This is a genomic window from Solilutibacter pythonis (assembly GCF_003697345.1).
GTDB lineage: Bacteria > Pseudomonadota > Gammaproteobacteria > Xanthomonadales > Xanthomonadaceae > Solilutibacter > Solilutibacter pythonis.
On the sequence record NZ_RFLY01000001.1, the window covers coordinates 80,437 to 106,737 of the forward strand.

Annotated in this window: 24 protein-coding genes and 1 tRNA gene; 13 read left to right on the forward strand and 12 right to left on the reverse strand. The window is 65.8% G+C overall.

The window, feature by feature from the left end; genetic code table 11:
- Positions 1-44: 44 nt before the first annotated feature.
- From EBB59_RS00415 to EBB59_RS00425, 3 genes are all read left to right on the forward strand, one after another.
- Positions 45-1,565 carry an NADH-quinone oxidoreductase subunit M gene (locus EBB59_RS00415; RefSeq protein ID WP_122100184.1) on the forward strand — a complete coding sequence of 507 codons (1,521 nt, stop codon included), beginning with the start codon at positions 45-47 and terminating at the stop codon, positions 1,563-1,565.
- 3 nt (positions 1,566-1,568) lie between these two features.
- Positions 1,569-3,038, forward strand: coding sequence for an NADH-quinone oxidoreductase subunit NuoN (gene nuoN, locus EBB59_RS00420; protein ID WP_122100185.1), 1,470 nt, complete (start codon positions 1,569-1,571; stop codon positions 3,036-3,038).
- A gap of 61 nt (positions 3,039-3,099) precedes the next feature.
- A tRNA-Met gene (locus tag EBB59_RS00425) sits at positions 3,100-3,176 on the forward strand.
- Between the two features lie 465 nt (positions 3,177-3,641).
- On the opposite strand, the gene EBB59_RS00430 is transcribed toward EBB59_RS00425, so the two are convergent.
- The 4 genes from EBB59_RS00430 to EBB59_RS00445 are packed head-to-tail and all read right to left on the reverse strand — an operon-like array spanning position 3,642 to position 6,378.
- Positions 3,642-4,247: a lysogenization protein HflD gene (locus tag EBB59_RS00430; protein WP_122100186.1), complete on the reverse strand. Its 606-nt coding sequence runs from the start codon at positions 4,245-4,247 to the stop codon at positions 3,642-3,644.
- 7 nt (positions 4,248-4,254) lie between these two features.
- Positions 4,255-5,406, reverse strand: a complete 1,152-nt coding sequence (mnmA, locus tag EBB59_RS00435) for a tRNA 2-thiouridine(34) synthase MnmA (protein ID WP_122100187.1) — start codon at positions 5,404-5,406, stop codon at positions 4,255-4,257.
- The gene (locus tag EBB59_RS00440) at positions 5,403-5,891 is read right to left on the reverse strand and encodes an NUDIX hydrolase (RefSeq protein WP_425451778.1); all 489 of its coding nucleotides are present in this window, start codon (positions 5,889-5,891) and stop codon (positions 5,403-5,405) included. The genes mnmA and EBB59_RS00440 overlap by 4 nt, the downstream gene beginning before the upstream one ends.
- Positions 5,872-6,378 (reverse strand): hypothetical protein, encoded by a 507-nt coding sequence (locus tag EBB59_RS00445; protein WP_122100189.1) that lies wholly within the window; start codon positions 6,376-6,378, stop codon positions 5,872-5,874. Before EBB59_RS00445 ends, EBB59_RS00440 begins: the two co-directional genes overlap by 20 nt.
- Positions 6,379-6,460: 82 nt before the next feature.
- Between EBB59_RS00445 and clpS the strand changes: the two genes are divergently transcribed.
- A complete protein-coding gene (gene clpS / locus EBB59_RS00450) occupies positions 6,461-6,811 on the forward strand; it encodes an ATP-dependent Clp protease adapter ClpS (RefSeq protein WP_425451775.1) in 351 nt (116 codons plus the stop codon).
- A gap of 47 nt (positions 6,812-6,858) precedes the next feature.
- Positions 6,859-9,141, forward strand: a complete 2,283-nt coding sequence (gene clpA / locus EBB59_RS00455; protein WP_122100190.1) for an ATP-dependent Clp protease ATP-binding subunit ClpA — start codon at positions 6,859-6,861, stop codon at positions 9,139-9,141.
- A 92-nt stretch (positions 9,142-9,233) separates the two neighbouring features.
- Here the strand turns inward: clpA and infA are convergent, their stop codons facing one another.
- The 6 genes from infA to trxB form a co-directional block, all read right to left on the reverse strand.
- On the reverse strand, positions 9,234-9,452 hold the full coding sequence (infA, locus tag EBB59_RS00460) for a translation initiation factor IF-1 (RefSeq protein ID WP_028839405.1): 219 nt from the start codon (positions 9,450-9,452) through the stop codon (positions 9,234-9,236).
- Positions 9,453-9,515: 63 nt separating this feature from the next.
- Positions 9,516-10,277, reverse strand: coding sequence for a leucyl/phenylalanyl-tRNA--protein transferase (gene aat, locus EBB59_RS00465; protein WP_122100191.1), 762 nt, complete (start codon positions 10,275-10,277; stop codon positions 9,516-9,518).
- 37 nt (positions 10,278-10,314) lie between these two features.
- Positions 10,315-11,439, reverse strand: coding sequence for a GNAT family N-acetyltransferase (locus tag EBB59_RS00470; protein ID WP_122100192.1), 1,125 nt, complete (start codon positions 11,437-11,439; stop codon positions 10,315-10,317).
- A complete protein-coding gene (locus EBB59_RS00475) occupies positions 11,439-12,110 on the reverse strand; it encodes a glutathione S-transferase family protein (RefSeq protein ID WP_122100193.1) in 672 nt (223 codons plus the stop codon). Before EBB59_RS00475 ends, EBB59_RS00470 begins: the two co-directional genes overlap by 1 nt.
- A 13-nt stretch (positions 12,111-12,123) precedes the next feature.
- Positions 12,124-13,407 (reverse strand): DUF445 domain-containing protein, encoded by a 1,284-nt coding sequence (locus EBB59_RS00480; protein ID WP_122100194.1) that lies wholly within the window; start codon positions 13,405-13,407, stop codon positions 12,124-12,126.
- A 45-nt stretch (positions 13,408-13,452) separates the two neighbouring features.
- Positions 13,453-14,412, reverse strand: a complete 960-nt coding sequence (gene trxB, locus EBB59_RS00485; protein WP_170156544.1) for a thioredoxin-disulfide reductase — start codon at positions 14,410-14,412, stop codon at positions 13,453-13,455.
- Positions 14,413-14,528: 116 nt separating this feature from the next.
- Here trxB and EBB59_RS00490 point away from each other — a divergent pair, with 116 nt between their 5' ends.
- The 4 genes from EBB59_RS00490 to EBB59_RS00505 all read left to right on the forward strand — a co-directional run bounded on the left by EBB59_RS00490 (position 14,529) and on the right by EBB59_RS00505 (position 20,248).
- Positions 14,529-15,599, forward strand: a complete 1,071-nt coding sequence (locus tag EBB59_RS00490) for an alanine dehydrogenase (protein WP_122100196.1) — start codon at positions 14,529-14,531, stop codon at positions 15,597-15,599.
- Positions 15,600-15,707: 108 nt separating this feature from the next.
- Positions 15,708-18,071 (forward strand): DNA translocase FtsK, encoded by a 2,364-nt coding sequence (locus EBB59_RS00495; protein WP_122100197.1) that lies wholly within the window; start codon positions 15,708-15,710, stop codon positions 18,069-18,071.
- A gap of 109 nt (positions 18,072-18,180) precedes the next feature.
- Complete coding sequence (gene lolA / locus EBB59_RS00500) at positions 18,181-18,804, forward strand: outer membrane lipoprotein periplasmic chaperone LolA (protein ID WP_122100198.1); 624 nt, start codon at positions 18,181-18,183, stop codon at positions 18,802-18,804.
- 151 nt (positions 18,805-18,955) lie between these two features.
- On the forward strand, positions 18,956-20,248 hold the full coding sequence (locus tag EBB59_RS00505; RefSeq protein WP_122100370.1) for a replication-associated recombination protein A: 1,293 nt from the start codon (positions 18,956-18,958) through the stop codon (positions 20,246-20,248).
- A 91-nt stretch (positions 20,249-20,339) separates the two neighbouring features.
- Here the strand turns inward: EBB59_RS00505 and EBB59_RS00510 are convergent, their stop codons facing one another.
- The gene (locus EBB59_RS00510; RefSeq protein WP_158601672.1) at positions 20,340-20,717 is read right to left on the reverse strand and encodes a VOC family protein; all 378 of its coding nucleotides are present in this window, start codon (positions 20,715-20,717) and stop codon (positions 20,340-20,342) included.
- Between the two features lie 50 nt (positions 20,718-20,767).
- On the opposite strand from EBB59_RS00510, the gene EBB59_RS00515 reads away from it, so the two are divergent.
- On the forward strand, positions 20,768-21,307 hold the full coding sequence (locus EBB59_RS00515; RefSeq protein WP_122100200.1) for a winged helix-turn-helix transcriptional regulator: 540 nt from the start codon (positions 20,768-20,770) through the stop codon (positions 21,305-21,307).
- Positions 21,308-21,321: 14 nt separating this feature from the next.
- On the opposite strand, the gene cysK is transcribed toward EBB59_RS00515, so the two are convergent.
- Entirely contained in the window at positions 21,322-22,281 is a 960-nt protein-coding gene (cysK, locus tag EBB59_RS00520; protein WP_122100201.1) for a cysteine synthase A, read from the reverse strand.
- Between the two features lie 103 nt (positions 22,282-22,384).
- Here cysK and EBB59_RS00525 point away from each other — a divergent pair, with 103 nt between their 5' ends.
- Genes EBB59_RS00525 through cysN form a run of 3 tightly spaced genes read left to right on the forward strand, consistent with a single transcriptional unit; the run spans position 22,385 to position 26,141 of the window.
- On the forward strand, positions 22,385-23,365 hold the full coding sequence (locus tag EBB59_RS00525; RefSeq protein WP_122100202.1) for a LysR substrate-binding domain-containing protein: 981 nt from the start codon (positions 22,385-22,387) through the stop codon (positions 23,363-23,365).
- Between the two features lie 35 nt (positions 23,366-23,400).
- Positions 23,401-24,300, forward strand: a complete 900-nt coding sequence (gene cysD, locus EBB59_RS00530) for a sulfate adenylyltransferase subunit CysD (protein WP_122100203.1) — start codon at positions 23,401-23,403, stop codon at positions 24,298-24,300.
- Positions 24,300-26,141 (forward strand): sulfate adenylyltransferase subunit CysN, encoded by a 1,842-nt coding sequence (cysN, locus tag EBB59_RS00535; protein ID WP_122100204.1) that lies wholly within the window; start codon positions 24,300-24,302, stop codon positions 26,139-26,141. The genes cysD and cysN overlap by 1 nt, the downstream gene beginning before the upstream one ends.
- Positions 26,142-26,301 lie beyond the last annotated feature (160 nt).

Sequence of the window (26,301 nt, forward strand, 5' to 3'; positions counted from 1 at the left end):
CTGCTGTCGATGAACGCCCGCGCCTACAACCTGGGAGCCAACAAGTGAGCCAGTTGCCTTTGCTCAGCCTGCTGATCTGGCTGCCGCTGCTCGGTGGCGCGGTGCTGCTGGCGATGGGCCGTTTGCCCGCCAACCTCGCGCGCTGGACGGCGCTCGCCATCTCGCTGGTGGTGCTGGCGGTTTCGGTGCCGTTGCTGACCGGCTTCGATTACGCCAATGCCGGTTTGCAGTTCGTCGAGAACAGGCCGTGGATCGCCGCCTGGGACATCTTCTACCACCTCGGTGCGGATGGCATCTCGGTCGCGCTGATCGTATTGACCACCATCACCACCGTGCTGGTGCTGCTGGGCGCGTGGGGCTCGGTGGAAGATCGCGTCAACCAGTACTACGCGGCCTTCCTGATTCTCGAAGGCATGATGATCGGCGTGTTTGCGGCCGCCGACGCGATCCTGTTCTACGTCTTCTTCGAGGCGATGTTGATCCCGATGTTCATCATCATCGGCGTCTGGGGCGGTCCGCGCCGCGTGTATGCCTCGATCAAGTTCTTCCTCTACACCTTCCTCGGCTCGGTGTTCATGCTGGTCGGCCTGGTCTACCTGTACCTGAAGGGCGGTAGCTGGCAACTGGCGGACATGGCCGCGCTGCCGCTGGCGATGCGCGAGCAGGTGTGGTTGTTTTTCGCCTTCCTCGCCGCCTTCGCGGTCAAGGTGCCGATGTTCCCGGTGCACACCTGGCTGCCGGACGCGCACGTCGAGGCGCCGACCGCCGGCTCGGTGGTGCTGGCGGCGATCATGCTGAAGATCGGCGGCTACGGCTTCCTGCGCTTCAACCTGGCCGTGGTGCCGGACGCCAGCCACGAGTTCGCCTGGCTGGTGATCGCGATGTCGGTGATCGCCATCGTTTACATCGGCCTGGTGGCGCTGGTGCAGGAGGATATGAAGAAGCTGATCGCGTATTCGTCGATCGCGCATATGGGCTTCGTCACCCTGGGCACCTTCATCGCCACGGGGCTGATGCGCGATGGCGGCAATGCCGATGCCGCCCGCCTCGGCCTGCAAGGCGCGATGGTGCAGATGGTCTCGCACGGCTTCATTTCCGGCGCGATGTTCTCCTGCGTCGGCGTGCTCTACGACCGCATGCACACGCGCATGATCCGCGACTACGGCGGCGTCGCCAACACCATGCCGTGGTTCGCGATGTTCTTCGTGTTGTTCGCCTTCGCCAACTCGGGCTTGCCCGCCACCAGCGGCTTCGTTGGCGAATTCATGGTGATTCTGGCGAGTTTCCAGCAAAGCCCATGGCTGGCCTTCGCCGCCGCGACCACGCTCATCACCGGCGCGGCCTATAGCCTGTGGCTGACCAAGCGGATCATCTGGGGCGAGGTGAACAACCCGTACGTCGCCGAATTGAAGGACATCAACCTGCGCGAAGGTCTGGTGCTGGCCGGTTTCGCCATCGGCGTGATGGTGATCGGGCTGTATCCCAAGCTGCTTACCGACCTGATGGAACCCGCCATCGCGCAACTGGCGAACCAACTCGCCACCAGCAAGCTGACCGGACCGTAATCGATGGATATCACGTTGCACGTATTCGATTCCGCAGAACTCTGGCACCTGTTGCCGGAACTCGTACTGGCGGCTTCCGCCTTCGCCCTGTTGCTGTTCGATCTGTTCTTCGACCCCAAGCAGAAGGGCATCACCCACTGGCTGGCGATGGTCGTGCTGGTGGTGGTGGGCTGGCTGGCGATCGCCGGCGTCGGCGGCCGTCCGGCCGATGGCGCCGCGGTGCTGAACGGCATGTTCGTGCGTGACGGCCTGGCCGATTTGGCCAAGGGCGTGATGTGCTTCGTTTCGGCGGGGGTGTTCGTCTACGCCTTGCCGTACCTGCGCGAGCGCGGCATCTACAAGGGCGAAGTGCCGGTGCTGATGCTGTTCGCCACGCTGGGCATGATGCTGCTGTCCTCGGCCGGCAACCTGGTGATGGTGTACGTCGGGCTGGAGATGCTGGCGCTGTGCTCCTACGCGCTGGTGGCGGTGGATCGTGACAACCCGCTGGCCACCGAGGCCGGTATGAAGTATTTCGTGCTTGGGGCGTTGGCCTCGGGCATCCTGCTCTATGGTATGTCGCTGGTGTACGGCGCCACGGCCAGTCTCGATCTGCCGGCTATCCATGCTGCCGCCGCGGCTGGTGGCGAGGACAGCCAGATGCTGCTGGCTGGCATGGCGTTCATGGTGGCCGGTATCGCCTTCAAGCTCGGCGCCGCGCCGTTCCACATGTGGCTGCCGGACGTCTACCAAGGCGCGCCGACCCCGATCACCCAGTTCATCGGCGCTGCGCCCAAGCTCGCCGCCTTCGTGATGGCCTATCGCCTGCTTGAAGCCGGCCTCGGCCCGGTGGATGGCTTCTGGCGGGTATTGGTTGGCGGGCTGGCCGCGCTGTCGCTGGTCGTCGGCAATCTGATGGCGCTGGCGCAGACCAACCTCAAGCGCATGCTGGCGTATTCCACCGTTTCGCACATCGGCTTTCTGTTGATGGGCCTGGCTGGTGGCGGCGCCGAAGGGCAGGGCGCGGCATTGTTCTATGCGGTGGTGTATGTCTTCACCACGCTGGCCGCGTTCGGCGCCATCGTACTGATGTCGCGGCAGGGTTTCGAGGCCGAGGAAATCGCCGATTATCGCGGCCTTGCCCGGCGCGATCCGTGGATGGCGTTCCTGATCCTCTGCATCATGGCCTCGTTGGCCGGCGTGCCGCCTTTCATCGGTTTCTTCGCCAAGATCGACGTGATCGCGGCGGCGATCAACGGCGGGATGCTGTGGCTTGCGATCGTCGGCATCGTGTTCGCGGTGATCGGGGCCTTCTATTACCTGCGCGTGATGAAGGTGATGTACTTCGAAACCTCGGAGGGCGAGCCGATGACGCCACGCGACAACCGGGCGATGCGCACGTTGTTCGCGGTCAACGCGTTGTTGTTGCTGGCGCTGGCGCTGGGGATCAACCCGATCCTTGAGTGGTGCCGGCAGGTTTTCCTGGCCGCCTGAAATTTTTCAGTCAAGGGGCTTGCATGAATAGGCCGTTTCCCTCATAATTTCGCTTCTCTGCTGCGGGGTGGAGCAGTCTGGCAGCTCGTCGGGCTCATAACCCGAAGGTCGCAGGTTCAAATCCTGCCCCCGCTACCAACTTCAGCAGATCGAACGCCGCTCCCGAAAGGAGCGGCGTTTTTTTGTCCGGAAGGGAAGTCCCGCCGTGTGAGGTATTCAGCTCGTTTGGGGCTGGCCGTGCGCCTGCCGGGCGGCAAGGCGGGAAGAAAATGCCTTGGAGGCGGCCCGGATATCGATCAGCGCCATGCGGTCCCTTGCGATTCGGCCCGTGCCGCCAGCGCATGATGGATGGGGATCGCTCCCCGCTCGCTGGCTTTCAGCGCATGTGGCCAACTGGGCCGGTATGGGGAGCTATCGGGTTGCGCCGCCCGTGGCACGCGGAGGGCGATACCGGGGCTGCCGGTTTGCCGTTCCGGTTATTGGCGGCATCGGCGAGGGTTTGACGGGCTTTGCCGGTAATCCGTGCGCGGATGGGGTCGGGTAGCCGGAATCCTTGGCTTCGGCGTGCATGCGGGGCGGGGCGGGATTGGCCTTGTCGCCCGCTCAGGTCGTGGCAAGCAGGCCGTTCACCGCCCGCTTCATTTCCCCGCGCTTGAGCAGGAAATCCCATTGGCTGCCGCCCATTTGCCGCCACAGCAGCGCGGAGCGCACCGCGGCCAGCAGCAGGGCGCGAATCTCGGCCACCACGTCGTGCCGGCCGAGATAGTGGGGGTTGCCTTGCACCATGACCTTGGGTTTGAGCGGGCTGAGGTTGCGCGCATAGACCGCGCCCAGTTCGCGCAGGATATCGGGATGCGTGCCGCCTTCGTTGTGGGCTTGCGCGGAGAGGCGCGCCACCGCCTGGCGCACCGATTCGATCGCTTCCGGCGCGCGGTCGAAGCTGCGCTCCAGTTGCAGCACGGCCAGCGCCAGTTTGGGCAACTGGGCGTCGGCGGTGCTGCCGGAGAGATGGTTGTGCAGCAGGCGTAGGCCGTCGGCCACCGGGGCAACGCCGCCGTAGATGTCGCTCACCGAATCGGCGTCGAGCCGGAACACGCTGCCGATCGCCGTGGACAGCCGGGCCTGATCGACGCGGCCATTCTCGGCCAGATGGCGGACTTCTTGCAGGGCGAGCAGCATTCCGGCCAGGGCCAGCACGCGGGGAGGCATCACATCGTCATTCATGCGCGGGGTTCGGTTCCTTGGTCGGGTGGAGCAGAGCGTCGAAATGGGTGCGTTGCAGCGGCGCGTCGGTGGCGGCGATCACCGCCCCCCCCAGACATTCGTCGCCACGGTACAGCACCAGTGATTGACCGGGTGTGACCGCGCGTTGTGGCTGCGCGAATTCGACCAGCACGCCACCGTCCGCGCGCAGACGCACCTGGCAGGCTTCGTCCGGTTGGCGGTAGCGGGTCTGTGCGGTGCATTCGAATGGGTCGGCTGGCGGCGTGCCGGCAACCCAGTGCGCGGGTTCGGAGAGCAGTCGTTTCGACATCAGATAGGGGCTGTCTACGCCCTGGTCGACGATCAGGATGTTGCCCGGCACGTCCTTGCCCACCACGTACCACGGCGCGGCCGGGCGGCCGCGGACGCCGCCAATGTTGAGGCCGCCGCGTTGGCCGAGGGTGTGGAAGAAGACACCTTCGTGCTGGCCGAGGAGGATGCCGCCGGGGTCGCGGATCTCGCCCGGTCGCATCGGCAGGTAGCGGGCGAGGAAGCGGCGGAAATCGCGTTCGCCGATGAAGCAGATGCCGGTGGAATCCTTTTTGGCGGCGGTGGCGAGGCTGGCTTCGGCGGCGATCCGGCGTACTTCGGCCTTGGGCAGCTCGCCGATGGGGAAGCGGGTCGCCGCCAGCTGCGTCTGGCCCAGTTGGTGCAGGAAATAGCTCTGGTCTTTGCCGCGATCGCGCCCGCGCAGCAGGCGGTGGCGGCCATCCACGCGGTCGGTGCGGGCGTAGTGGCCGGTGGCGATGAACCCGGCGCCCAAAGCGTGGGCGGCATCGAGAAAATGCTTGAATTTGACTTCGCGGTTGCACAGCACGTCGGGGTTGGGTGTGCGCCCGGCCGCGTATTCGTCGAGGAAGTGGCGGAATACGCCATCCCAGTATTCACGCGAGAAATCGCGGAAGTGGATCGGGATGCCCAATTTGCCGGCCACCGCCACGGCATCGCGGCGGTCGTCCTCGGCGCGGCATTCGCCGGAACCGTCATCGGCCCAGTTCTGCATGAACAGCCCGGCGATGGGCTCGCCGGTGCGTTGCAGCAGCAGGGCGGCGACCGAGGAATCCACGCCGCCGGAGAGGCCGACGATGGTGCGCGCCGCGCTCATCCGATTTGTCGGGCCAGTTCCAGCGGATGCCGGCGGCCCGCCAGCCAGTCTTCGACCGCCCGCCAGACCAGCGGGCTGCGATGGCGGCTGGCCTCGGCCCGCAATTCGGCCGGCGTCCACCACACGGCGCGGACGATGCCTTCGTCCAGCGGGCGGGTTTCGTCGAAACGTTCGGGTTCGCCGCAGAAGGCGAAGCGCAGGTAGTGGCGGCCGGTTTCGGGGGCTTTCCACTGGTAGGCGCCGACGAAGCCGGTCAGGCGGATGTCCCAGCCAGTCTCCTCGCGCGCCTCGCGGATCGCCGCTTCCTGCAAGCTTTCGTCCGGCTCCAGGTGGCCGGCGGGCTGGTTGATGACCAGATCGCGGCCGTTCGCCCTTTCCTCGACACAGAGCAGGCGGCCATCCTTCGCCACCACGGTGGCGACGGTGACGTCCGGTTGCCAGAAGCGGCCTTCGCGGTACGTCACTTCAGAGCTCGTCCTTGCCAGGGGTAAGCTCGGCTTCCATCTCGTCGGCCGAGTGGATCGCCGCGGTCAGCGCGGTGTCCAGCGCTTCTTGGTCGGCATCGGCGGGTAGGCGGATGATGAAGACGGCATTGTTGCCCTGCTTGCCCCAGCCGCCCAGCTTGTTGGCCATGCTGGCTTCCAGCAGCCGGTTGGCGACCGCCTGGGGCAACTGCTCGCCGCTGCCGGCATAACCGGGCGACCAGATTTCGCGGATCTTGAGCTCGCCATAGGTCTCGACCGCCGAGCGGATGAAGACCAACTGGTTGCGCTTGCTTTCCGAATCGACATCGAAAACCAGCCTGAAGTCGCCATCCTCGTCCACTTCGTATTTGTAATCGAGCGCCTTGAGCTGGGCGGCCACGTGGGCATCCGGGGCGGGTTTGGCGGCGGGCTCGTGCTTCCGCGCGAGGGCCTCCCCGGTGGGGATGGAGAATGCCAGCAGGGTGGCGAAAAGCAGGGAACGCGGCATGATTCCGGCCTTGGGGTGGGGCGGTCATTATCGCGAGCGGCGCGGGCGGGCGTCCACCGATGCGCCGGTATAATCCGCGCCCATGATGCTGTCGCGCCCCCAGGCCACGTCAGGCCCGAACGATCCCGAACGAGAGCACCGCCACGCCACGGTGGCCGAGGCCGTGCGTCCCGAGCTGGCGCGGCCGCCGATGTACACCGTGCTGCTGCTCAACGACGACTACACGCCGATGGATTTCGTGGTGGAAGTGCTGGTGCGCTTTTTCGCCATGGGCGAGGAGAAGGCCACCCAGGTCATGCTCCACGTCCATACGCGCGGCCGTGGCGTCTGCGGTGTGTATACCCGTGAAGTGGCCGAATCCAAGATGGCGCAGGTGAACGATTTCGCCCGCCTCAACCAGCACCCGCTTCTCTGCACGATGGAAAAGGCCTAGGCTCGACCCCATATCGCCCCACAGCAGCGATTTCAAGGGGTTGCCCCATGTTTTCCAAGGAACTCGAACACAGTATCCATCGCTCGTACCAGCTCGCCCGGGAGGCGCGTCACGAGTACATGACCGTCGAGCATCTGTTGCTCGCCCTGCTGGACAACCCTGAGACGTGGGAGGTATTGCACGCCTGCCGCGCCGATGGCGAGCGTCTGCGCCGGGAACTGCGCGAGGCCATCGAGGAATCGGTGGCCGTGCTGACCGACGACGATGCCCGCGACACTCAGCCCACGCTGGGCTTCCAGCGCGTGTTGCAGCGGGCGGTCTACAACGTCCAAGCTTCGGGCAAGAACGAAGTCACCGGCGCCAACGTGCTGGTATCGATCTTTGGCGAGAAGGAATCGCTGGCGGCGTACTTCCTCAACCGGCAGGATGTGACCCGGCTGGATGTCGTCAACTACCTCTCGCATGGCGTTTCCAAGCTGGGCGATGACGTGGCTCCGGCGCACGGGCAGGACGTGGCCGCCGCGGGCGATGGCAATGCCGCGGGCGAGAAATCCGACCCCCTGGTCGAGTACGCCAGCGATCTCAACGCCGCCGCCCGCGAGGGCCGGATCGACCCGCTGGTCGGGCGTGGCGAGGAAATCGAGCGCACCATCCAGGTGCTGTGCCGCCGCCGCAAGAACAACCCGCTCTACGTCGGCGAGGCCGGGGTCGGCAAGACGGCCCTGGCCGAGGGTCTGGCCAGGCGGATCGTCGAGGGCAGTGTGCCCGAGGTATTGAAGGAGGCGACGATCTATTCGCTCGATCTCGGCGCGCTGGTGGCCGGCACCAAGTACCGCGGCGATTTCGAGAAACGGCTGAAGGCGGTACTGAAGGCGCTGAAGGACGTGCCGCGCTCCATCCTGTTCATCGACGAGATCCACACCATCATCGGCGCGGGTTCGGCTTCGGGCGGGGCGATGGATGCCAGCAACCTGATCAAGCCGATGCTGGCCTCCGGCGAATTGCGCTGCATCGGCTCGACCACGTTCCAGGAGTATCGCGGCATCTTCGAGAAGGATCGCGCCCTGGCGCGCCGTTTCCAGAAGGTCGACGTGGTGGAGCCGACCGTCGGCGAAGCGGTGGAGATACTGCGCGGCCTCAGGCCCAAGTACGAGGAGCACCACGCCGTGCGCTATGCCGACGAGGCGATCCAGGCGGCGGTCGATCTGTCGGTCAAGCACATTCATGACCGTCTGCTGCCGGACAAGGCCATCGACGTGATCGACGAGGCCGGCGCGCGTCAGCGCCTGTTGGACGAGGGCGAGCGCAAGGAGACCATCGATGTCGAGGAGATCGAGACCATCGTGGCGAAGATGGCGCGCATCCCGGCCAAGCAGGTCAGCGCCAGCGACAAGGACGTGCTCCAGCAGCTCGAACGCAATCTCAAGATGCTGATCTTCGGCCAGGACGCGGCGATCGAATCCCTGGCCTCGGCGATCAAGCTCGCGCGCTCGGGGCTTGGCAATCCCGACAAGCCGATCGGCAGCTTCCTCTTCGCCGGTCCGACCGGCGTGGGCAAGACCGAAGTCACCCGGCAACTGGCCATGCAGCTCGGCATCGAGTTCGTGCGTTTCGACATGAGCGAATACATGGAGCCGCATTCGATCAGCCGCCTGATCGGTGCGCCGCCGGGCTATGTCGGCTTCGACCAGGGCGGGCTGCTGACCGAGAAGATCACCAAGACCCCGCATTGCTTGCTGTTGTTGGACGAGGTGGAGAAGGCGCACCCGGACATCTTCAACATCCTGTTGCAGGTGATGGATCGTGGGGTGCTGACCGACACCAATGGCCGCGAGGCCAACTTCCGCAACGTGATCTTGGTGATGACCACCAATGCCGGCGCCACCTTGGCCGCGCGTCGCGGCATCGGCTTCACCCGGCAGGACCATTCGAGCGATGCGATGGAAGTGATCCGCAAGTCGTTCACGCCGGAATTCCGCAACCGCCTGGATGCGGTGGTGCAGTTCCAGGCGCTCGGTTTCGAGCACGTCCTGCGGGTGGTGGACAAGTTCCTGATCGAATTGGAAAGCCTGCTGCACGAGAAACAGGTGACTTTCTCGGTCACTCCGGCCGCGCGCGAATGGCTGGCGAAGTACGGCTTCGACCCGCAGATGGGCGCGCGGCCGATGGCCCGGGTGATCCAGGACAAGGTCAAGCGCCCGCTGGCCGACGAGCTTTTGTTCGGCAAGCTGGCCGATGGCGGCCATGTCGAGATCGGCGTGGCGGAGGATGAGCTGTGTATTGACGTGCAGGCGTCGGCCGAGCCGGAAGCAACGCCGGCATTGGCCTGATCGAAGGCCGCGCACCGGTGGGACGCCGTGGCCATCGCGGCAAACGAAAAGGCGGCATCAAGCCGCCTTTTCGTATTCGTGATTCGCCGCCCTCAGCGGTGGCGGTAGGTGATGCGGCCCTTGGTCAGGTCGTAGGGCGTCATCTCCACCTTGACCCGGTCGCCGGTCAGGATGCGGATGTAGTTCTTGCGCATGCGCCCGGAGATGTGGGCGATGATCTCGTGGCCGTTCTCGAGCTTCACCCGGAACATGGTGTTGGGAAGGGTTTCACTGATGGTCCCTTCGAACTCGATGACATCGTCTTTGGCCATAAACACTCTTGTGGGCGCCGATGGGCGCGGGAAAACGCGTCATTATGCCACGGACGGCCCCGCTCAAGCAAAGCCTGCGCGCGCCGGGTCCGGGAGGGCGAGCGTGCTGGCGGCCATTTCGCCAAAGCGTGCCCGCCAGGAGCCGGGCGGCTCTGGCAGCATGGCCTGCCGCTCGACGACGGCGGCGAACTGGGCCCGGGGCATCGAAACCGCGCCGAGGCTGACGAGGTGCGGATTTTCCACCTGGGCATCGATCAGCGGCCAGCCCTGTGCGCGCAGAAAGCGGGCCAGTCCGGCCAGGGCGAGCTTCGAGCCGCCGGAGCGGGCGGAAAACATCGATTCGCCGAAGAACATCCGGCCAACCGCCACGCCGTAGAGGCCGCCGACCAGTTCCTCGCCATCGAATACTTCGATTGAATGCGCATGGCCCCGGGCGTGCAGTTCGAGGTAGGCCGCTTGCATGGCATCGGTGATCCAGGTGCCGTGCTGGCCGAGGCGCGGGATGCCGGCGCACGCGGCGATGACCTGGGCGAAGGCGGTGTCGGCACGCAGCGTCCATGGACTGCGGCGCAGTTGCCGGCGGAATTTCGATGGCAGCCGGATGCCGTTGCTGGCGAAGACCATGCGCGGGTCGGGCGACCACCAGAGGATGGGCTGGCCTTCGGAAAACCACGGGAAGACGCCATGGCGATAGGCGTTGAGAAGCCGTGGCACCGACAGATCCCCGCCGGCGGCGATCAGGCCATCCGGTTCGTCGAGTGCCGCGGCCAGGGGCGGGAAGGGGGCGTCGGGGTCGTCGGGCAACCAGGGGATCGGGAACGGCATGGCGGCAATGTGCCACGGAATGTCCCTTGGCGGGCCGTTACCGGAACGGCGAGCGTGCCGTCAATGCGCCGGTATGGCGGCGTACCGATTCCCGTTCTTCCGCGCACCAACCGGCCAAGGCATGGCGGAAGCGCGATTCGGCGATCCAATGGCGGCTGCACACGATGGCGGGCAGAAATCCGCGGGCGATCTTGTGCTCACCTTGCGCGCCCGGCTCGAACCGGGTCAGCCCTTCGCGCAGGCAATAGTCGATGCCCTGGTAGTAGCAGGTTTCGAAATGCAGGCCGGGCAGGTTCAGATCGCTGCCCCAGTAGCGGCCGTACAGGGTGTCGCCGCCGCGCAGGCAGAGCGCGCCGGCGACCGGCCGGCCGTCCAGTTCGGCCAGGATCAGCAGCAGTTGTCCCGGCATCGTGGCGGCGAGGCGTTGCAGGAAGTCCAGCGTCAGCGCCGGCGAGTTGCCGTAATCGGCGAACGTGCGCACGTAGAAGCGATGCATGGCGGCGAGTTCGTCGGCACTGGCCTCGTCGCCGTGCAGGTGGCGGAAAACGAGGCCGGCATCGCGCACCTTGCGTCGCTCCTGGCGGATGTTCTTGCGGTGCTTGTGATCCATCGCGGCGAGGAAGTCGTCGAAATCGCGCCAGCCGGATTCGTTCCGCCAGTGGTATTGCACGTCCTCGCGTGGCAGCCACTCGGGGCCGAAGGCGGTATCGTCGCGTTCGGCGTGGAAGTTGACGTGGGCCGAGGGCAGCCCCTGCCGTGCCGCCAGCTCGGCGATGGCCTGGGCGAGCAACTGTCGATATTCGGTGCTGCGCGCCAGGAGGCGTGGCCCGCCGACGGGCGAATAGGGGACGGCCGCGAGCCATTTCGGGTAGTAGTCGAGGCCCTGTTCGGCATAGGCCCGTGCCCAGGCATGGTCGAACACGAACTCGCCGTGCGAATTCCGCTTGAGGTACATCGGCGCGGCGGCGACCAGCGCATCGCCCGCATGCAGTGTCAGGTGGTGCGGCTGCCAGCCCCAGTCGGCGCGCAGGCTGCCGCTGGCTTCCAGCGCGTGCAGGAAGGCGTGGGCGATGAAAGGGTTTTCCCCCGTGTGCAGGCGGTCCCACTCGGCGGCGGGGATGTCGGCGATGCGTGGGTGCAGCCGAGCTTTCGCGGTATGCATCAGGTGGCGGGTGCGCGGTGGTCGGCGAGGATTTCGCCCGCGCTGGCCACCCAGGTTTCGTGGGCGTCCTCGCGGAAGTCCTCGGCCAGCGCATCGGCGTACCAGCGCCGCATGCCTGGCAGGTCGAGCAGGCGGCGGGCATACGCGGTTGCTGTTTCGCCCAGCGTCAATGAGTAGGTCTGGAGGCGGAAGGCGATCGGCGCGTGGAAGGCATCGACGGCGCTGAAGTGCTTGCCGCCCAGCCACGGGCCGCCAAAGTGCGACAGGCCGTCGTTCCAGAGCGTGTCCAGCCGGGCCAGGTCCTTGGCCAGCGCCGGTGGGATATCGCCCAGGGCCACGCGCTGGCCGCAGCTCATCGAGCAGGTTTCGCGCAGTGCATCGAAGCCCGAATGCATTTCCGCCGCGGCCGAGCGCGCCCAGGCCCGTGCCGCGCGATTCGGCGGCCAGACCCCGGGATACGACTCGGCCAGGTATTCAGCGATTGCGAGCGAGTCCCAGACGGCGATGTCTCCCGCTTCCAGCACGGGCACCCGGCGGGTGGGCGAAAAGCCGAAATCCGTGCCGAATCTGTGCAGCCGCTCCTGGAATGGGATGCCGAGTTCGGTCATCAACAGCCACGGTCGCAGCGACCACGACGAGTAGTTCTTGTTGGCGATGTGCAGGATGAGCATGGTGGGAGCCACTTCAGTGGAAGATCGGCAGGCGGAACAGGGCATGCAGGGTGAGGCCGGCGAGGCCGCCGATCAGCGTGCCGTTCAAACGGATGAATTGCAGGTCGCGGCCGACCGAGATTTCGATCTCGCGCACCATCTGGCGGGTGTCCCAGGCATCGACGGTCTGGCGGATGTAGCCAGGGGCCAGCTTGCGTAGCTGGTCGGCCAGATGCTCGGCGGCGATGCGCAGCTGGGCGTTGGCGGTGGTCTGCCATAGCGGGTCGTCGCGCAGGCGCGCGCCGAGGCGGCCGGCCCAGGCGCGGAGCTGGGCGAAGCTCGCGGAATCCTCGCGGGCGAGGTCTTCATGCAGCCAGCCGCGCAGGCGTGCCCACAGGTCGCGGGCGTAGTCGCGCACTGGCTGGCTCTCGACGAAGCGGCGCTTCCATTCGTCCACGCGGGCGCGGAAGTCGGGGTCTTCCTCCAGGCGCTCCAGCAGGCGCATCGCCTCGGCGGCATAACGCTGGCGCAGGGGGTGCCCGGGCTCGTTCAACACGGCCCGTACTTCGTCCAACAGTGCATTGGCGAGCTTTTCGGAGAGTGCGACGCCGAGCGCGTCGGTATAGTCGAACTTGTCGGTCAGCCAGGTGAATTTGGGGAATTCGCGGCGCGCCATCGTCACCAGTTTTTCGGTGATGAAGAGACGTACCTCGGGTTTGTCCAGCCAGTCGGCGACCTGTTCCAGCCCGGCGTTCAGTACCCTCTGGTGATGCTGGCCGGCGGTCAGCGCGCGGGTCAGGCGGGCGGCGGTGGCGGCCGCGTCCCAACTCGATAGCTGGCGATGCATCAGGCCCAGCACCTCGCGCTCGAAGGTCGGCGTATCCAGCGCGGTCAGCGCATGCGCGGCCCATTCGCGCAACTGCTGGGCCAGGGCGTCCAGCCGGGTTTCGTCGCCCAGAAGCAGGCCGAGTTGGCGCGCCGGATTCCAGGCATCCAGCCGCTTCAGCAGTTGCTCGTGGGAGAGGAAGTTGTTGACCAGGAAATCGGCCAGCGCCTCGGCGATGCGCTGCTTGTTGTGCGGGATGATCGCGGTATGCGGGATCGGCAGGCCCAGCGGGTGGCGGAACAGCGCCACCACCGCGAACCAGTCGGCCAGCGCGCCGACGGTGGCGGCCTCGGCGAACGCGCCCACCCAGGCCCACACGCCTTCGCGGCCGTTGAGGTGCGCCAGCGCCAGCAAGGCCACCGCGCCGAGCAGGCAACCCAGCGCGATGGCTTTCATGCGGGCGAGACGGCGGGCGCGGTCGGGATGGGTCATCGCCGCACAGGTTGCGGGTGGGCGGGTTCGGCCCGCGTCATCGCCTCAGCTCTGCGATTCCAGCCAACGTTCGGCATCGAGCGCCGCCATGCAGCCGAAACCGGCGCTGGTGATGGCCTGGCGGTAGTGCTGGTCGGCCACGTCGCCGGCGGCGAACACGCCGGGTATCGAGGTCATCGTCGCGCCGCCCTCCAACCCGGAACGGATGGCGAGATAGCCGTTGGACATCGCCAACTGTCCATCGAAGATCTGCGTGTTGGGATGATGACCGATGGCGACGAACATGCCGTGCACGGCGATTTCCCGTGTCGCGCCATCCTGCATCGATTTCAAACGCAGGCCGGTCACGCCGGCCTCGTCGCCCAGCACTTCGTCCACGGTGTGATGCCAGACCGGCACGATCTTGCCGGCTTCCACCTTGGCGAAGAGCTTGTCCTGCATGATCTTCTCGGCGCGCAGGGTGTCGCGGCGGTGTACCAGGTAGACCTTGCTGGCCAGGTTGGAGAGGTACAGCGCTTCCTCCACGGCGGTATTGCCGCCGCCGATCACCGCTACCTCCTTGTCCTTGTAGAAGAAGCCGTCGCAGGTGGCGCAGGCGGAGACGCCGCGGCCCTTGAAGGCGTCCTCGGAGGGCAGGCCGAGGTATTTGGCGGTGGCGCCGGTGGCGATGATGAGCGCATCGGCGGTGTATTCGCCGGCATCGCCCTTCAGGCGGAACGGACGCTGGTCGAGGTCGGCGGTATGAATCTGATCGATGACGATCTCGGTATCGAAGCGCTCGGCGTGCGCCTGCATGCGTTCCATGAGCGCCGGGCCCATCAGGCCGTGGGCGTCGCCCGGCCAGTTGTCGACTTCGGTGGTGGTCATCAGCTGACCGCCGACCGCCATGCCGGTCACCACCACGGGCTTCAGGTTGGCGCGGGCGGCGTAGACGGCGGCGGTCCAGCCGGCGGGGCCGGAACCGAGGATGAGCAAATGGCAGTGCTTGGCGGGAACGCTGGACATGATGGCTATACTTTCGACCGTATGGAGAGGGATGCGGGGCCGCTAGTGTAAGCCGCCCGCCTTTCCACATGCGGGCGGCGGCCGCCGTTTGCAAATCCAACCCGTAGAGAGGCCCCATGCGCATCGGTGTACCCAAGGAAACCAAGACCCTGGAGGGGCGTGTCGCGCTCGTTCCCGCCGCCGCCGGCGATCTTGTCAAGCGCGGCCACGAGGTATGGCTGGAGAAGGATGCGGGGGTGAAGTCGGGCTTCGGGGACGCGCAATACACCGCGCTCGGCGTGAAGATCGCCCCGGATGCGGCCGCGCTGTACGAAAAAGGCGAAATGATCGTCAAGGTGAAGGAGCCGATCGCCGGTGACCTGATGCACCTGCGCAAGGACCACCTGCTGTTCTGCTATCTCCACCTGGCCGCCGAACCGGCGCTGACCCGCCAACTGCTCGACATCGGCCTGACCGGCGTCGCCTTCGAGACGGTGGAACTGGCGAACGGCGACCTGCCGCTCCTGGCGCCGATGTCGGTGATCGCCGGCAAGATCGGCGTGCAGATCGGCACGCATTTGCTGCACCAGCCGATGGGTGGCAAGGGCAAGCTGCTCGGCGGGCTGGCCTCGACCGAGCGCGGCAAGGTGGTGGTGTTCGGCGCCGGCAAGGCCGGTGGGGCCTCGGCGGCGCTGGCCGCCGCCGGCGGGGCCAACGTCACCGTGTTCGAGATGCGCACCGACCGCATGGAGGAGATGATGCGGCTGGGCCACAACGTCACCGCGCTCTATCCCTATGCCGACCTGGTGGCGGAGGAAGTGGCCTCGGCCGATTTGGTCGTCGGCGCGGTGCTGGTCACGGGGGCGACGGCGCCCAAGGTGATGAGCCGGGAAATGCTGAAAGGCATGGAGGCCGGTTCGGTGCTGGTGGACATCGCCATCGACCAGGGCGGCTGTTTCGAGACTTCGCGCCCCACCACCTGGAAGGCGCCGACCTACGTGGAGGAGGGTGTGACCCACTTCTGCGTCACCAACATGCCGGGCGCGGTGCCGCAAACCAGTTCGCAGGCGATCTGCGCGGCCATCCTGCCGTGGGTGAACCGGCTGGCCAGCGGCCCGCAGTGGCGCGAAAACCCCGCACTGGTGAACGGCATCAATGTCGAGGCTGGCCGGTTGGTGCACCCGGCATTGTTGGACATGACGCGCTGAGCGATGCCGCGCGGTGCCGCTGCGCGTCCTGTCCGGCGTGGTGAGCATCGTTCATCGAGTCATTTACAATCAGGCGATTACGAAGCATATCTAAGGTAAAACCAGACGGTGGCAACCCCGAACCCGGAATCCCGTGCCCGCAAGGCCAAGAAGCCCGAGAGGGCCAAGCCCGCCACCGCGCCCAACCCGCGTCGGCAGAAGCTGGTGCGCGATCTCTTGATGATCGCGATCGCGCCGGCATTGCTGTACCTGGTGGCGACGCTGCTGACTTACTCGCCGGAAGACCCGGGCTTTTCGCGGTCCGGCAACGTGACCGGCACTCTGCACAACGTGGGCGGGGAGGCGGGTGCCTGGCTGGCCGATGCCCTGATCAGCCTCTGTGGTTATGCCGCCTTCCTGTTGCCGGTGCTGCTCGGCGTGGTGGCGTGGATCGCGCTGTTCCGCATGGACAGCGATGGCGACGGCGAAGCCGACCTTGGCCCGGCGCTGCGCCTGATCGGCCTGTTCGCCTTCCTGATCGCCTGCGTGGGGCTGCTGCATTTGCGTATCCCGCACGCGCCCAACTTCACCAACGGGGCCGGCGGGGTGCTGGGCGGACTGGTGGGCAAATCGCTTTACAGCCTGTTCGGCCCGCTGGGCAGCAACCTGTTCCTCATCACCTTGCTGATGGTCGCGGTAACGCTTGCGACGGGCCTGTCCTGGTTCGCGGTGATGGATTGGCTCGGCGCCTGGGTGATGCGGCTGCCCGAGCTGTTCCGCCGTGGCCAGAAGCAGGCCAGCGAGTGGAAGGAAAGCCGTCATCTGCGCGAGGAGCGTACCGAAGCGCGCAAGGTCGAGACTGAATTGCGCGCCAAGCGCGAGCCGGTCAGGATCGAGCCGCCGGCCACGCCGGTGGTGGAGAAGAGCGAGCGCGCCAAGCGTGACCAGCAGATTCCACTGTTCATGGGCGGCGACCCCGGCGCATTGCCGCCGCTGGCCTTGCTCGACGACCCCAAGCCGCAGCCCAAGGGCTACGACGAGAAGACACTGGAGGCGCTGAGCCGCCAGATCGAATACAAGCTCAAGGATTTCCGCATCGAGGCGCAGGTGGTCGGGGCCTATCCCGGCCCGGTCATCACCCGTTTCGAGATCGAGCCGGCGCCCGGCATCAAGGTCAGCCAGATCAGCTCGCTGGACAAGGACATCGCCCGCGGCCTCAGCGTGAAATCGGTGCGCGTGGTCGATGTGATCCCCGGCAAGTCGGTGATCGGCCTGGAAATTCCCAATGCCGGCCGGGAGATGATCTATCTCTCGGACCTGCTGCGCTCGCGCGAGTACGACAAGTCGGCCAGCGCCTTGACCCTGGCCCTTGGCAAGGACATCGCCGGCCGCCCGACCGTGGCCGATCTCGCGCGCATGCCGCACCTGCTGGTGGCCGGCACCACCGGCTCGGGCAAGTCGGTAGCGGTCAACGCGATGGTGCTGTCGCTGCTGTTCAAGGCGTCGCCCAAGGACGTGCGGATGCTGATGATCGACCCGAAGATGCTGGAGCTCAGCGTCTATCAGGGCATTCCGCACCTGCTCGCGCCGGTCGTCACCGACATGAAGGAGGCCGCCAACGGGCTGCGTTGGTGCGTGGCCGAGATGGAGCGCCGCTACAAGCTGATGAGCGCGGTCGGCGTGCGCAATCTGGCTGGCTTCAACAAGAAAGTGAAGGACGCGGCGGATTCCGGCCAGCCGATCCTCGACCCGCTGTTCCGCCCGAGCGGCATGCCCGACGAGGCGCCGCTGCCGTTGGAGCCGCTGCCTTACATCGTCGTTTTCATTGACGAATTCGCCGACATGATGATGATCGTCGGCAAGAAGGTGGAAGAACTCATCGCCCGGCTGGCGCAGAAGGCGCGTGCCGCCGGCATCCATCTGATCCTGGCCACCCAGCGGCCCTCGGTGGATGTCATCACCGGCCTCATCAAGGCCAACATCCCGACCCGCATCGCCTTTCAGGTCAGCTCGAAGATCGATAGCCGTACCATCCTCGACCAGTCCGGCGCGGAGACGCTCCTCGGCCACGGCGACATGCTCTACATGCCGCCCGGCACCTCGATGCCGGAACGCGTGCATGGCGCGTTCGTGTCCGACGACGAAGTGCATCGGGTGGTCGAGCATCTCAAAGCCGGCGCGGGTGAGCCGGATTACATCAATGGCGTGCTGGAGGAAGTGCAGACGATGCACGACGGCAGCACCATCGGCGCCACCGGCCTGCCGGAAGCGCCGCAGGCGGCCGGCGACGAATCCGACCCGCTCTACGACGAGGCGGTGAAGGTCGTCACCGAAACCCGCCGCGCCTCGATCTCCGGCGTGCAGCGGCGGCTGAAGATCGGCTACAACCGCGCGGCCCGGCTGGTGGAGGCGATGGAAGCCGCCGGTGTCGTTTCGCCGCCCGAGCACAACGGCGACCGCAGCGTGCTGGCCCCGCCGCCGCCACGGGATTGACGATTGCCCCCGAACTGAATGACACGGGGCGGGTGGGGCGATTTCACACCCCCATTCATTTTTGCCGGGGCAGACTGCCGGCACCGACATTTCCAGCGGAGCAGCACCGATGACCACCCGCCCGACCGTTCTCGCCTTTGGCCTGCTTCTCGCCAGCGGCGGCGCCCTCGCCCAGCAGGCCCGTGCCGAACTAGAGACTTTCAGCAATGACCTTCGGACGCTCGATGGCGGCTTCACCCAACAGGTCTACGACCAGAAGGGGCGGCTGAAGGAATCGTCTTCCGGCAAGGTTTCGATGGCGGCCCCCAACCTGTTCCGTTGGCAATACGTGAAGCCCTACCAGCAACTGATCGTGGCCGATGGCACGACGGTATGGATCTACGAACCCGACTTGCAGCAGGTCAGCAAACGGCCGCAAGGGGCCGAGGAACAGTCCAGCCCGCTGGCCGCGCTGGTCGATCGCGGCCGGTTGACGCGCGAGTTCGAGGTGGCCGAGGCCGGCGGCAAGGAAGGTTTGCAATGGCTGGAGCTGACCCCGAAGAACAAGGCCGGCGCCAGTTTCGAGAAGGCTTCGCTCGGCTTCGGCCAGCGCGGGTTGGCGAAGATCGTCATCCACGACGCCCTCGGCCAGCGTACCGAGATGAATTTCGGCACCTGGAATCGCAACGGCCGCCTGCCGGCCTCGACCTTCCGCTTCACGCCACCGCAGGGCGTGGACGTGATCGGCCAATAAGTACGCGTGAAGGCGGGCGAATCCCCGCCGATGCACAGGCCCGCCATGCGCGGGCCCGATCGTTTTCGCCGCCGTCATCGTCGATACTGCACCCGTGAAGCGACGCTCCTCTCCGACCACCACGCCCGATCTGCTTGCCGGCGGCCACGAAATGCGCCCGTTGGCCGAGCGCATGCGCCCGCGCTCGCTCGACGAGATGGTTGGGCAGAAGCGCCTCCTGGACGAAGGCAGCGCATTGCGTCGGGCGATCGAGGGGGGGCGCGTCCACTCGATGATCCTGTGGGGGCCGCCGGGTTGCGGTAAGACCACCCTGGCGCTGCTGCTGGCGCAATACGCCGATGCCGAGTTCGTCGCCATCTCGGCGGTGATGAGCGGCCTGCCGGAAGTGCGCAAGGTGCTGGGCGAAGCCGAGCAGCGCTTCCACGCCGGCATCCGCACCGTGCTGTTCGTGGACGAGGTGCATCGCTTCAACAAGGTGCAGCAGGATGCCTTCCTGCCGCACATCGAGCGCGGCACCATCCTGTTCGTCGGCGCGACCACCGAGAACCCATCGTTCGAGCTGAATTCCGCGCTGCTCTCGCGCTGCCGCGTACATGTGCTGGAAGCGGTATCGGCCGACGACATCGCCGCGGCGCTGCATCGCGCCCTGGCCGATGCCGAGCGCGGGCTGGCGGGGCAGGAGATCGACATCGCCGAGGAGGATCTGCGAGCGATCGCCATCGCCGCCGATGGCGACGTGCGTCGCGCCCTGACTTTGCTGGAAATCGCCGCCGAACTGGGCGCGGAAGGGCGGGTCGGGCGGGAACTCGTCGAACAGGTGCTGGCCGACCGCACGCGCCGCTTCGACAAGGGCGGCGAACAGTTCTACGACCAGATCAGCGCGCTGCACAAATCGGTGCGCAGTTCCAATCCCGATGCCGCGCTGTACTGGTTCGCACGGATGATCGACGGCGGTTGCGACCCGATCTACCTGGCCCGGCGCCTGACCCGGATGGCGGTCGAGGACATCGGCCTGGCCGACCCGCGCGCGCTGGCGATGGCGACCGAAGCCTGGGACGCCTACGACCGCCTCGGCTCACCCGAGGGCGAACTGGCGCTGGCGCAGGTGGTGATCTATCTCGCCAGCACCGCCAAATCCAACGCCGCCTACGCGGCCTGGAAAGCCGCACGCCGCGAGGTGCGCGAGTACGGCACGCAAGAAGTCCCGATGCACATCCGCAACGCCCCGACCAAGCTGATGAAAGAACTCGGCTACGGCCAGGGCTATCAATACGATCACGACGCCGAGGGCGGCATCGCCCTCGACCAGACCGGCTTCCCGGATGCGATGGGGGAACGCGTTTACTACCGCCCGGTGGCGCGCGGGATGGAAATCAAGCTGAAGGAGAAGCTCGACGCCCTGCGTGCCGTGCGGGAGGCGGCGCGCGGCAAGGCAGCCGGTTAGCCACGGATCGCAGCGCCTGTCTTGCCAATCGAACCCAAACGGCACGAAGCCGCATCGGCTTCGAAGCATCGTCGTGCCGGCGGCGGGATGCTCAGCCCTGATTTGCCAGTGATTGGGCGAGCATCATGCAGTTTCCATCGGGGTCGTAGAAGGTCAACAGCTTGACCATCCCGGGAATTTCCTGGATGCCGTTGTCCTGACGGACATCATGACTGTCCAGATGGGCCTTGGCCTCCCGTATGTCGGAAACCCCCCAGACGTTCGTGGCGTTCCCGCCGCGGGCGACGTGCTCGTTTTCGGAAAGCCCGACGCTCACCCCGGGCACGCTCGTTGACAGCTCGCACCAGCCGATGTCATCTACCCGGTACAGCAGCTTGAAACCCAGCACTTTTTCGTACCATTCGATCGATTCATCCAGGTGTTTCACGCTCATCGAAGCGGTGACTTCTGGGGTGTAGTCGAGGCCCATGTCATCTCCATCGGGAATATTTGGTCTGGAATTTATACTATCCATAAAAAATGAAATCAACGCTTTCCATCGCCGATCACATAGCGCTTAGCCAGAACCGCTGGCTGACCATGCTCATTGCCGACTTCAATCATCGCCAGGGCGCCAGATACGTGGAATTGCTCAACCGGCTCGGCATATCGCGCGATAGCCTGGGCCGCACCCTGGAAGCCGCGCTCGCCCATGGCTGGATCGCGCGCAACGCGGGATATGGTCATCCATTGCGCCCGGAATACATCGTCACTGACGAAGGCCGGCGCATCGCCGAGCGTGCCGTTGCCATATCCAAGGCCCAGGCGCATCTCGGCCTGACGCCCGCGAGCTTGACCCGATGGGGAATGCCGATCATCCAGGTGTTGCGGGCCGGCGAAGAACGCTTCGGGCAAATATCCCATAGGCTGCGGCCGGCAACCTCCCGCTCGCTCTCGCAAGGGCTCCGGTCGCTTGAAGCCAATGCGCTCGTCGATCGACTGGTCGTCGAGAGCCGTCCGCCGTTCAGTCGATACACGCTGACCGACAGCGGAATCCTGCTGGCCAATGCCGCCGGGTGAGGTGAGGGGTCGATTCAGTCCAGCGAAGCCAGCCACTCGTCGTCCGAGCCTTCGCTGACGCCCTCGAACAGGAAAGTGGAGAGATACCGCTCGCCGGTATCCGGCAGCATCGCCAGCAGCACGGCGCCTTCCTCCGCGTCTTTCGCCGCTTGCAGCGCGGCGGCGACGGTGGCGCCCGCCGATATGCCGGCGAAGATGCCTTCTTCCCGCGCCAGCTTAAGCGCGGTGTCGCGTGCGAGTTCGTCCTCGATCGGCAGTATCCGCTCGGCGATGTCGCGGCTCAGGTTGTCCGGTAGGAAATCCGGCGTCCAGCCCTGGATCTTGTGCGGCTGCCAGTCCTTGCCGGAAAGGAGCGCGGCCCCGGCGGGCTCGCTGGCGATGACTTGGATACCGGGCCTTGCCAGCTTCAGCATCTCGCCGACGCCGGAGATCGTGCCCCCGGTGCCCCAGCCGCTGACGAAATAATCCAGCCGATCATTGGCGAAATCGCGCAGGATTTCGGCCGCCGTGCTGCTGCGGTGATAGGCCGGATTGGCCGGGTTGGCGAACTGGCGGGCGAGGAACCAACCGTGTTTCTCCGCCAGCTCCTCGGCCCTCCTCACCATGCCGGTGCCGCGCTCGGCGGCCGGGGTCAGGATGACCCGGGCGCCATAAGCCCGCATGAGCTTGCGGCGCTCGATCGAGAACGTTTCGGTCATCACCGCCACGAACTTGTAACCCCGCGCCGCCGCGACCATCGCCAGCGCCACGCCGGTATTGCCGGAAGTGGCTTCGACGATGGTGTCGCCGGGCTTGATGAGGCCCTGGCGCTCGGCATCCAGCACGATGGCGAGCGCCAGCCGATCTTTGACCGAACCGCCGGGATTGAAGGCTTCGATCTTAGCGTACAGGCGTACATGCGCCGGGGCGATGCGGTTCAAACGAACGACGGGCGTGCCGCCGATGGTGTCGAGGATGCTGTCGTGACGGGCCATGACAAGGAAACCGGATGGGGGGTATCCAGCCTAGCGCGCATGCCGTCGACGACCCAATGCACAAGGGTGGCTGGCTTATGCTGAATCGGCATAACATTTCGGCATGACCCTCACCCAATTGCGTTATCTGGTCGCCATCGTCGATGCCGGACTCAACATAAGCCAAGCCGCGTTGCGGGTGCATGCGACCCAACCGGTACTCTCGCGCCAGCTCAAGCAGCTGGAGGACGAACTCGGCCTGCAACTGTTCTCGCGAAAAGGGCGCAGCTTGCAGGCGATCACCCCGGCTGGCGGCGAAGTGGTGCAACATGCCCGTCGGTTGCTGCGCGAGGCCGACAACATCCGCCAGTTGGCCGCCAACCAGCGCGGCGAAGGCGAGGGCAGGCTCACACTCGTTACCACCCACACCCAGGCACGTTTCGTGCTGCCGCCGGCCATCTCGATGGTCAAGCAGCGCTGGCCGCGAGTCAGCGTTCATCTACAGCCGGCCGGCGATGCCGAGATTCTCGGCCTGCTGGCCGAAGGCGAAGCCGATCTGGCGCTCATCAGCACTTCCGGGCGCGCGCCGGATGCGGGTATCGCCATCCCGTTGTATCGCTGGCGCCGCAAACTACTGATGCCGAAGACGCATCCGCTGGCGACAAAACCTGAGCTGACCATGGTGGACCTGGCCCGTGCACCGCTGGTCAGCTACGAATCCTCGCTGCGGGCGGCGTCTTCGCTTCAGCGCGCGTTCGCCAGAGCCGGCGTGGTGGCGAACATCGCCATGACCGCCGCCGATGCGGATCTCATCAAGACCTATGTCCGTACCGGCCTGGGCATCGGGCTGTTGGCGGAGATGGCAGTCGGTGCGCAGGAAGCCGATCTGGCGGTGCGCGAAGCGCCGACGGAAATCCCGGCCAACATCGCCTGGGCCGTGTTGCCGCGTGAACGGGTGATGCGCGATTACACCACCGCGCTGCTGCTGGCGCTGGCGCCTCAACTCGACCGTCACGATCTGCAACGCACGGTGGCCGGCCACCAGCCACCCGACTGGCCGCCGCCGCCAAGCTGGGTGGCGCTGAGCCAATCGATCACCTGTTGAGACGCCGGCCCGCGTTGCCGTTAAAGTGGCCGCCCATGTCCATTGATCATCTCGACCGTCTCGAAGCCGAGAGCCTGCACATCCTGCGCGAGGTGGTGGCTGAGTTCCGCCATCCGGTGCTGTTGTACTCCATCGGCAAGGACAGCTCGGTGTTGTTGCACCTGTCGCTGAAGGCGTTTTACCCGGCCAAGCCGCCCATCCCGTTACTGCATGTCGATACCGGTTGGAAGTTCCGCGAAATGATCGCCTTTCGCGACCGCCGCGCGGCCGAAACCGGCATGCGACTGCATGTCCATACGAATCCCGAGGGGCTGGCGCGCGGCATCGGCCCGGTCACGCATGGTGCTTCGCTGCATACCGAGGTGATGAAGACGGAGGCGCTGAAGCAGGCGTTGAATCGGCTGAAGGTCGATGCGGCGATCGGCGGAGCGCGCCGGGACGAGGAGAAATCGCGCGCCAAGGAGCGTATTTTCAGCTTCCGCGACCGGAATCATGGCTGGGACCCGCGTCGTCAGCGGCCGGAACTGTGGAACCTCTACAACACCCGCGTGCATGCGGGTGAATCGGTACGGGTGTTTCCGTTGTCCAATTGGACGGAACTCGATGTCTGGGAGTACATCCGCCGCGAGAACATCCCGGTGCCTTCGTTGTATTTCGCCGCCGAGCGGCCTGTGGTGGCGCGTGACGGCGCCTTGATCCTGGTCGATGACGCACGCCTCCCGCTTGGCGAAGGCGAGGCGCCGATGCTGCGTCGCGTGCGCTTCCGCACCCTGGGGTGCTATCCGTTGACGGGCGCGATCGAATCCGATGCGGCCACGCTGGACGACGTCATCGCCGAGATGCGCGCTTCGACCCGTTCGGAGCGGCAGGGGCGTGTTATCGATCACGATCCCGCCGCCTCGATGGAAAAGAAAAAGCGCGAGGGTTATTTCTGATGTCGATGCCGAACGACCTGCTACGTTTCATTACCTGCGGCAGCGTGGACGATGGCAAGAGCACGCTCATCGGCCGCTTGCTTCATGACAGCCGGAAGCTGCTCGACGATCAGTTGGCCGCATTGACCGCCGACAGCCGTCGGCAAGGCACGCAGGGCGAGCAGATCGACTTCGCCCTGCTGGTGGATGGCCTCGATGCAGAGCGTGAGCAAGGCATCACCATCGACGTGGCTTACCGTTATTTCGCCACGGCGACGCGGCGTTACATCGTCGCCGACTGCCCAGGGCATGTGCAGTACACGCGCAACATGGCTACCGGCGCTTCCACCGCCGATCTGGCCGTGGTACTGATCGATGCGCGAAAAGGCTTGTTGACTCAGACTCGTCGCCATAGCTGGATCGTCCGCTTGTTCGGCATTCGCCAAGTGGTGCTGGCGGTCAACAAGATGGATCTGGTCGGTTATGACGAGAGCGTCTTCAGCACCATTGAGCGTGAGTATCGTGCGCTGGCTAAGCAACTCGGCATCGAGCAGGTCGGCGCGATCCCGATTTCGGCGCTCAGGGGCGATAACCTGCTGGCTGGCTCGGCCGACATGCCGTGGTATTCCGGGCCCAGCCTGATGCAGGCGCTGGAGGCCGCAGAGGCGGCTGGTGCGCATGATCCTGGTGCGGGCTTCTGCATGCCAGTGCAGTGGGTCAACCGTCCCGATCAGAATTTTCGTGGTTATGCCGGCACATTGGCATCGGGTATGGCACAGGTCGGCGATGAAGTCGTGACACTGCCCTCGGGCCGGCGCTCGCGGCTGACGCGTATCGTTACCGCCGATGGTGATCTCGCCGAAGCCCAAGCGGGGCGGGCGGTCACACTCACGCTCGCCGACGAGCTCGATATCGCCCGTGGGGATGTGATCGCCGCCGCTTCCAACCCGTTGGAAATCGCCGACCAGTTCAGCGCGCACTTGTTGTGGATGGACGAGGCGCCATTGCTTCCGGGCCGCCCTTACTGGCTGAAGATCGCTAGCAAGACCGTCAGTGCCAGCATCACCGAGATCAAGCACCGTATCGATGTCGATACCCAGGCCGAACTGGCCGCCCGCGAATTGGCCTTGAACGAGGTTGCGGCATGCAAGCTCGCGCTGGCCGAAGCGATCGCCTTTACACCCTACGAGAAAGACCGGGTGCTGGGTGGCTTCATCCTGATAGACCGCGAAACCCACGCGACCGTCGCCGCCGGTACTCTCGATTTCGCCTTGCGACGCGCCACCAACCTGCATTGGCACTCTGCCAGCCTGAATCAGGCCGTACGCGCCGCCAGTCTCGGCCAGGCGCCGCGTTGCGTCTGGTTCACTGGCCTGTCCGGCTCGGGCAAGTCCACGCTCGCCAATCTGGTTGAGCAGAAGTTGCAGGCGATGGGCAAGCATGCCTACATCCTCGATGGCGACAACGTCCGTCATGGGCTCAACCGTGATCTGGGTTTCACCGATGCCGATCGTGTCGAAAACATCCGCCGCATCGCCGAGGTGGCGAAGCTGATGACCGATGCCGGCCTGATCGTGCTGGTCAGCTTCATTTCGCCGTTCCGTGCCGAGCGGCGCATGGCGCGTGAGTTGTTCGCCGAGGGTGAATTCATCGAGGTGTTCGTCGATACGCCATTGGCGATTGCCGAGGCGCGCGACGTGAAAGGGTTGTACGCCAAGGCGCGAGCGGGGCGGATTCCCCACTTCACCGGTATCGATTCGCCCTACGAGGCCCCGGAGCAGCCGGAACTGCGGCTCGATACCGGCAATATATCTGCGGAAAGTCTGGCGGATCGGATCGTGCGGCGATTGCTCCAGAGCTGAAACGCCGCTGCCTTTCGGCTGGGCTGGAAAGGCCGGTTCCAGGCATGTTTAGCGTGGCGTCGATCCGGCGGCGGGCATTCGAGAATGTTCCCGCCTTGGCGCGGCGGAAGTCGGTGGTCGGAATAATCTGATGGTAGGGTACGCGGTTGGACTACTTGCC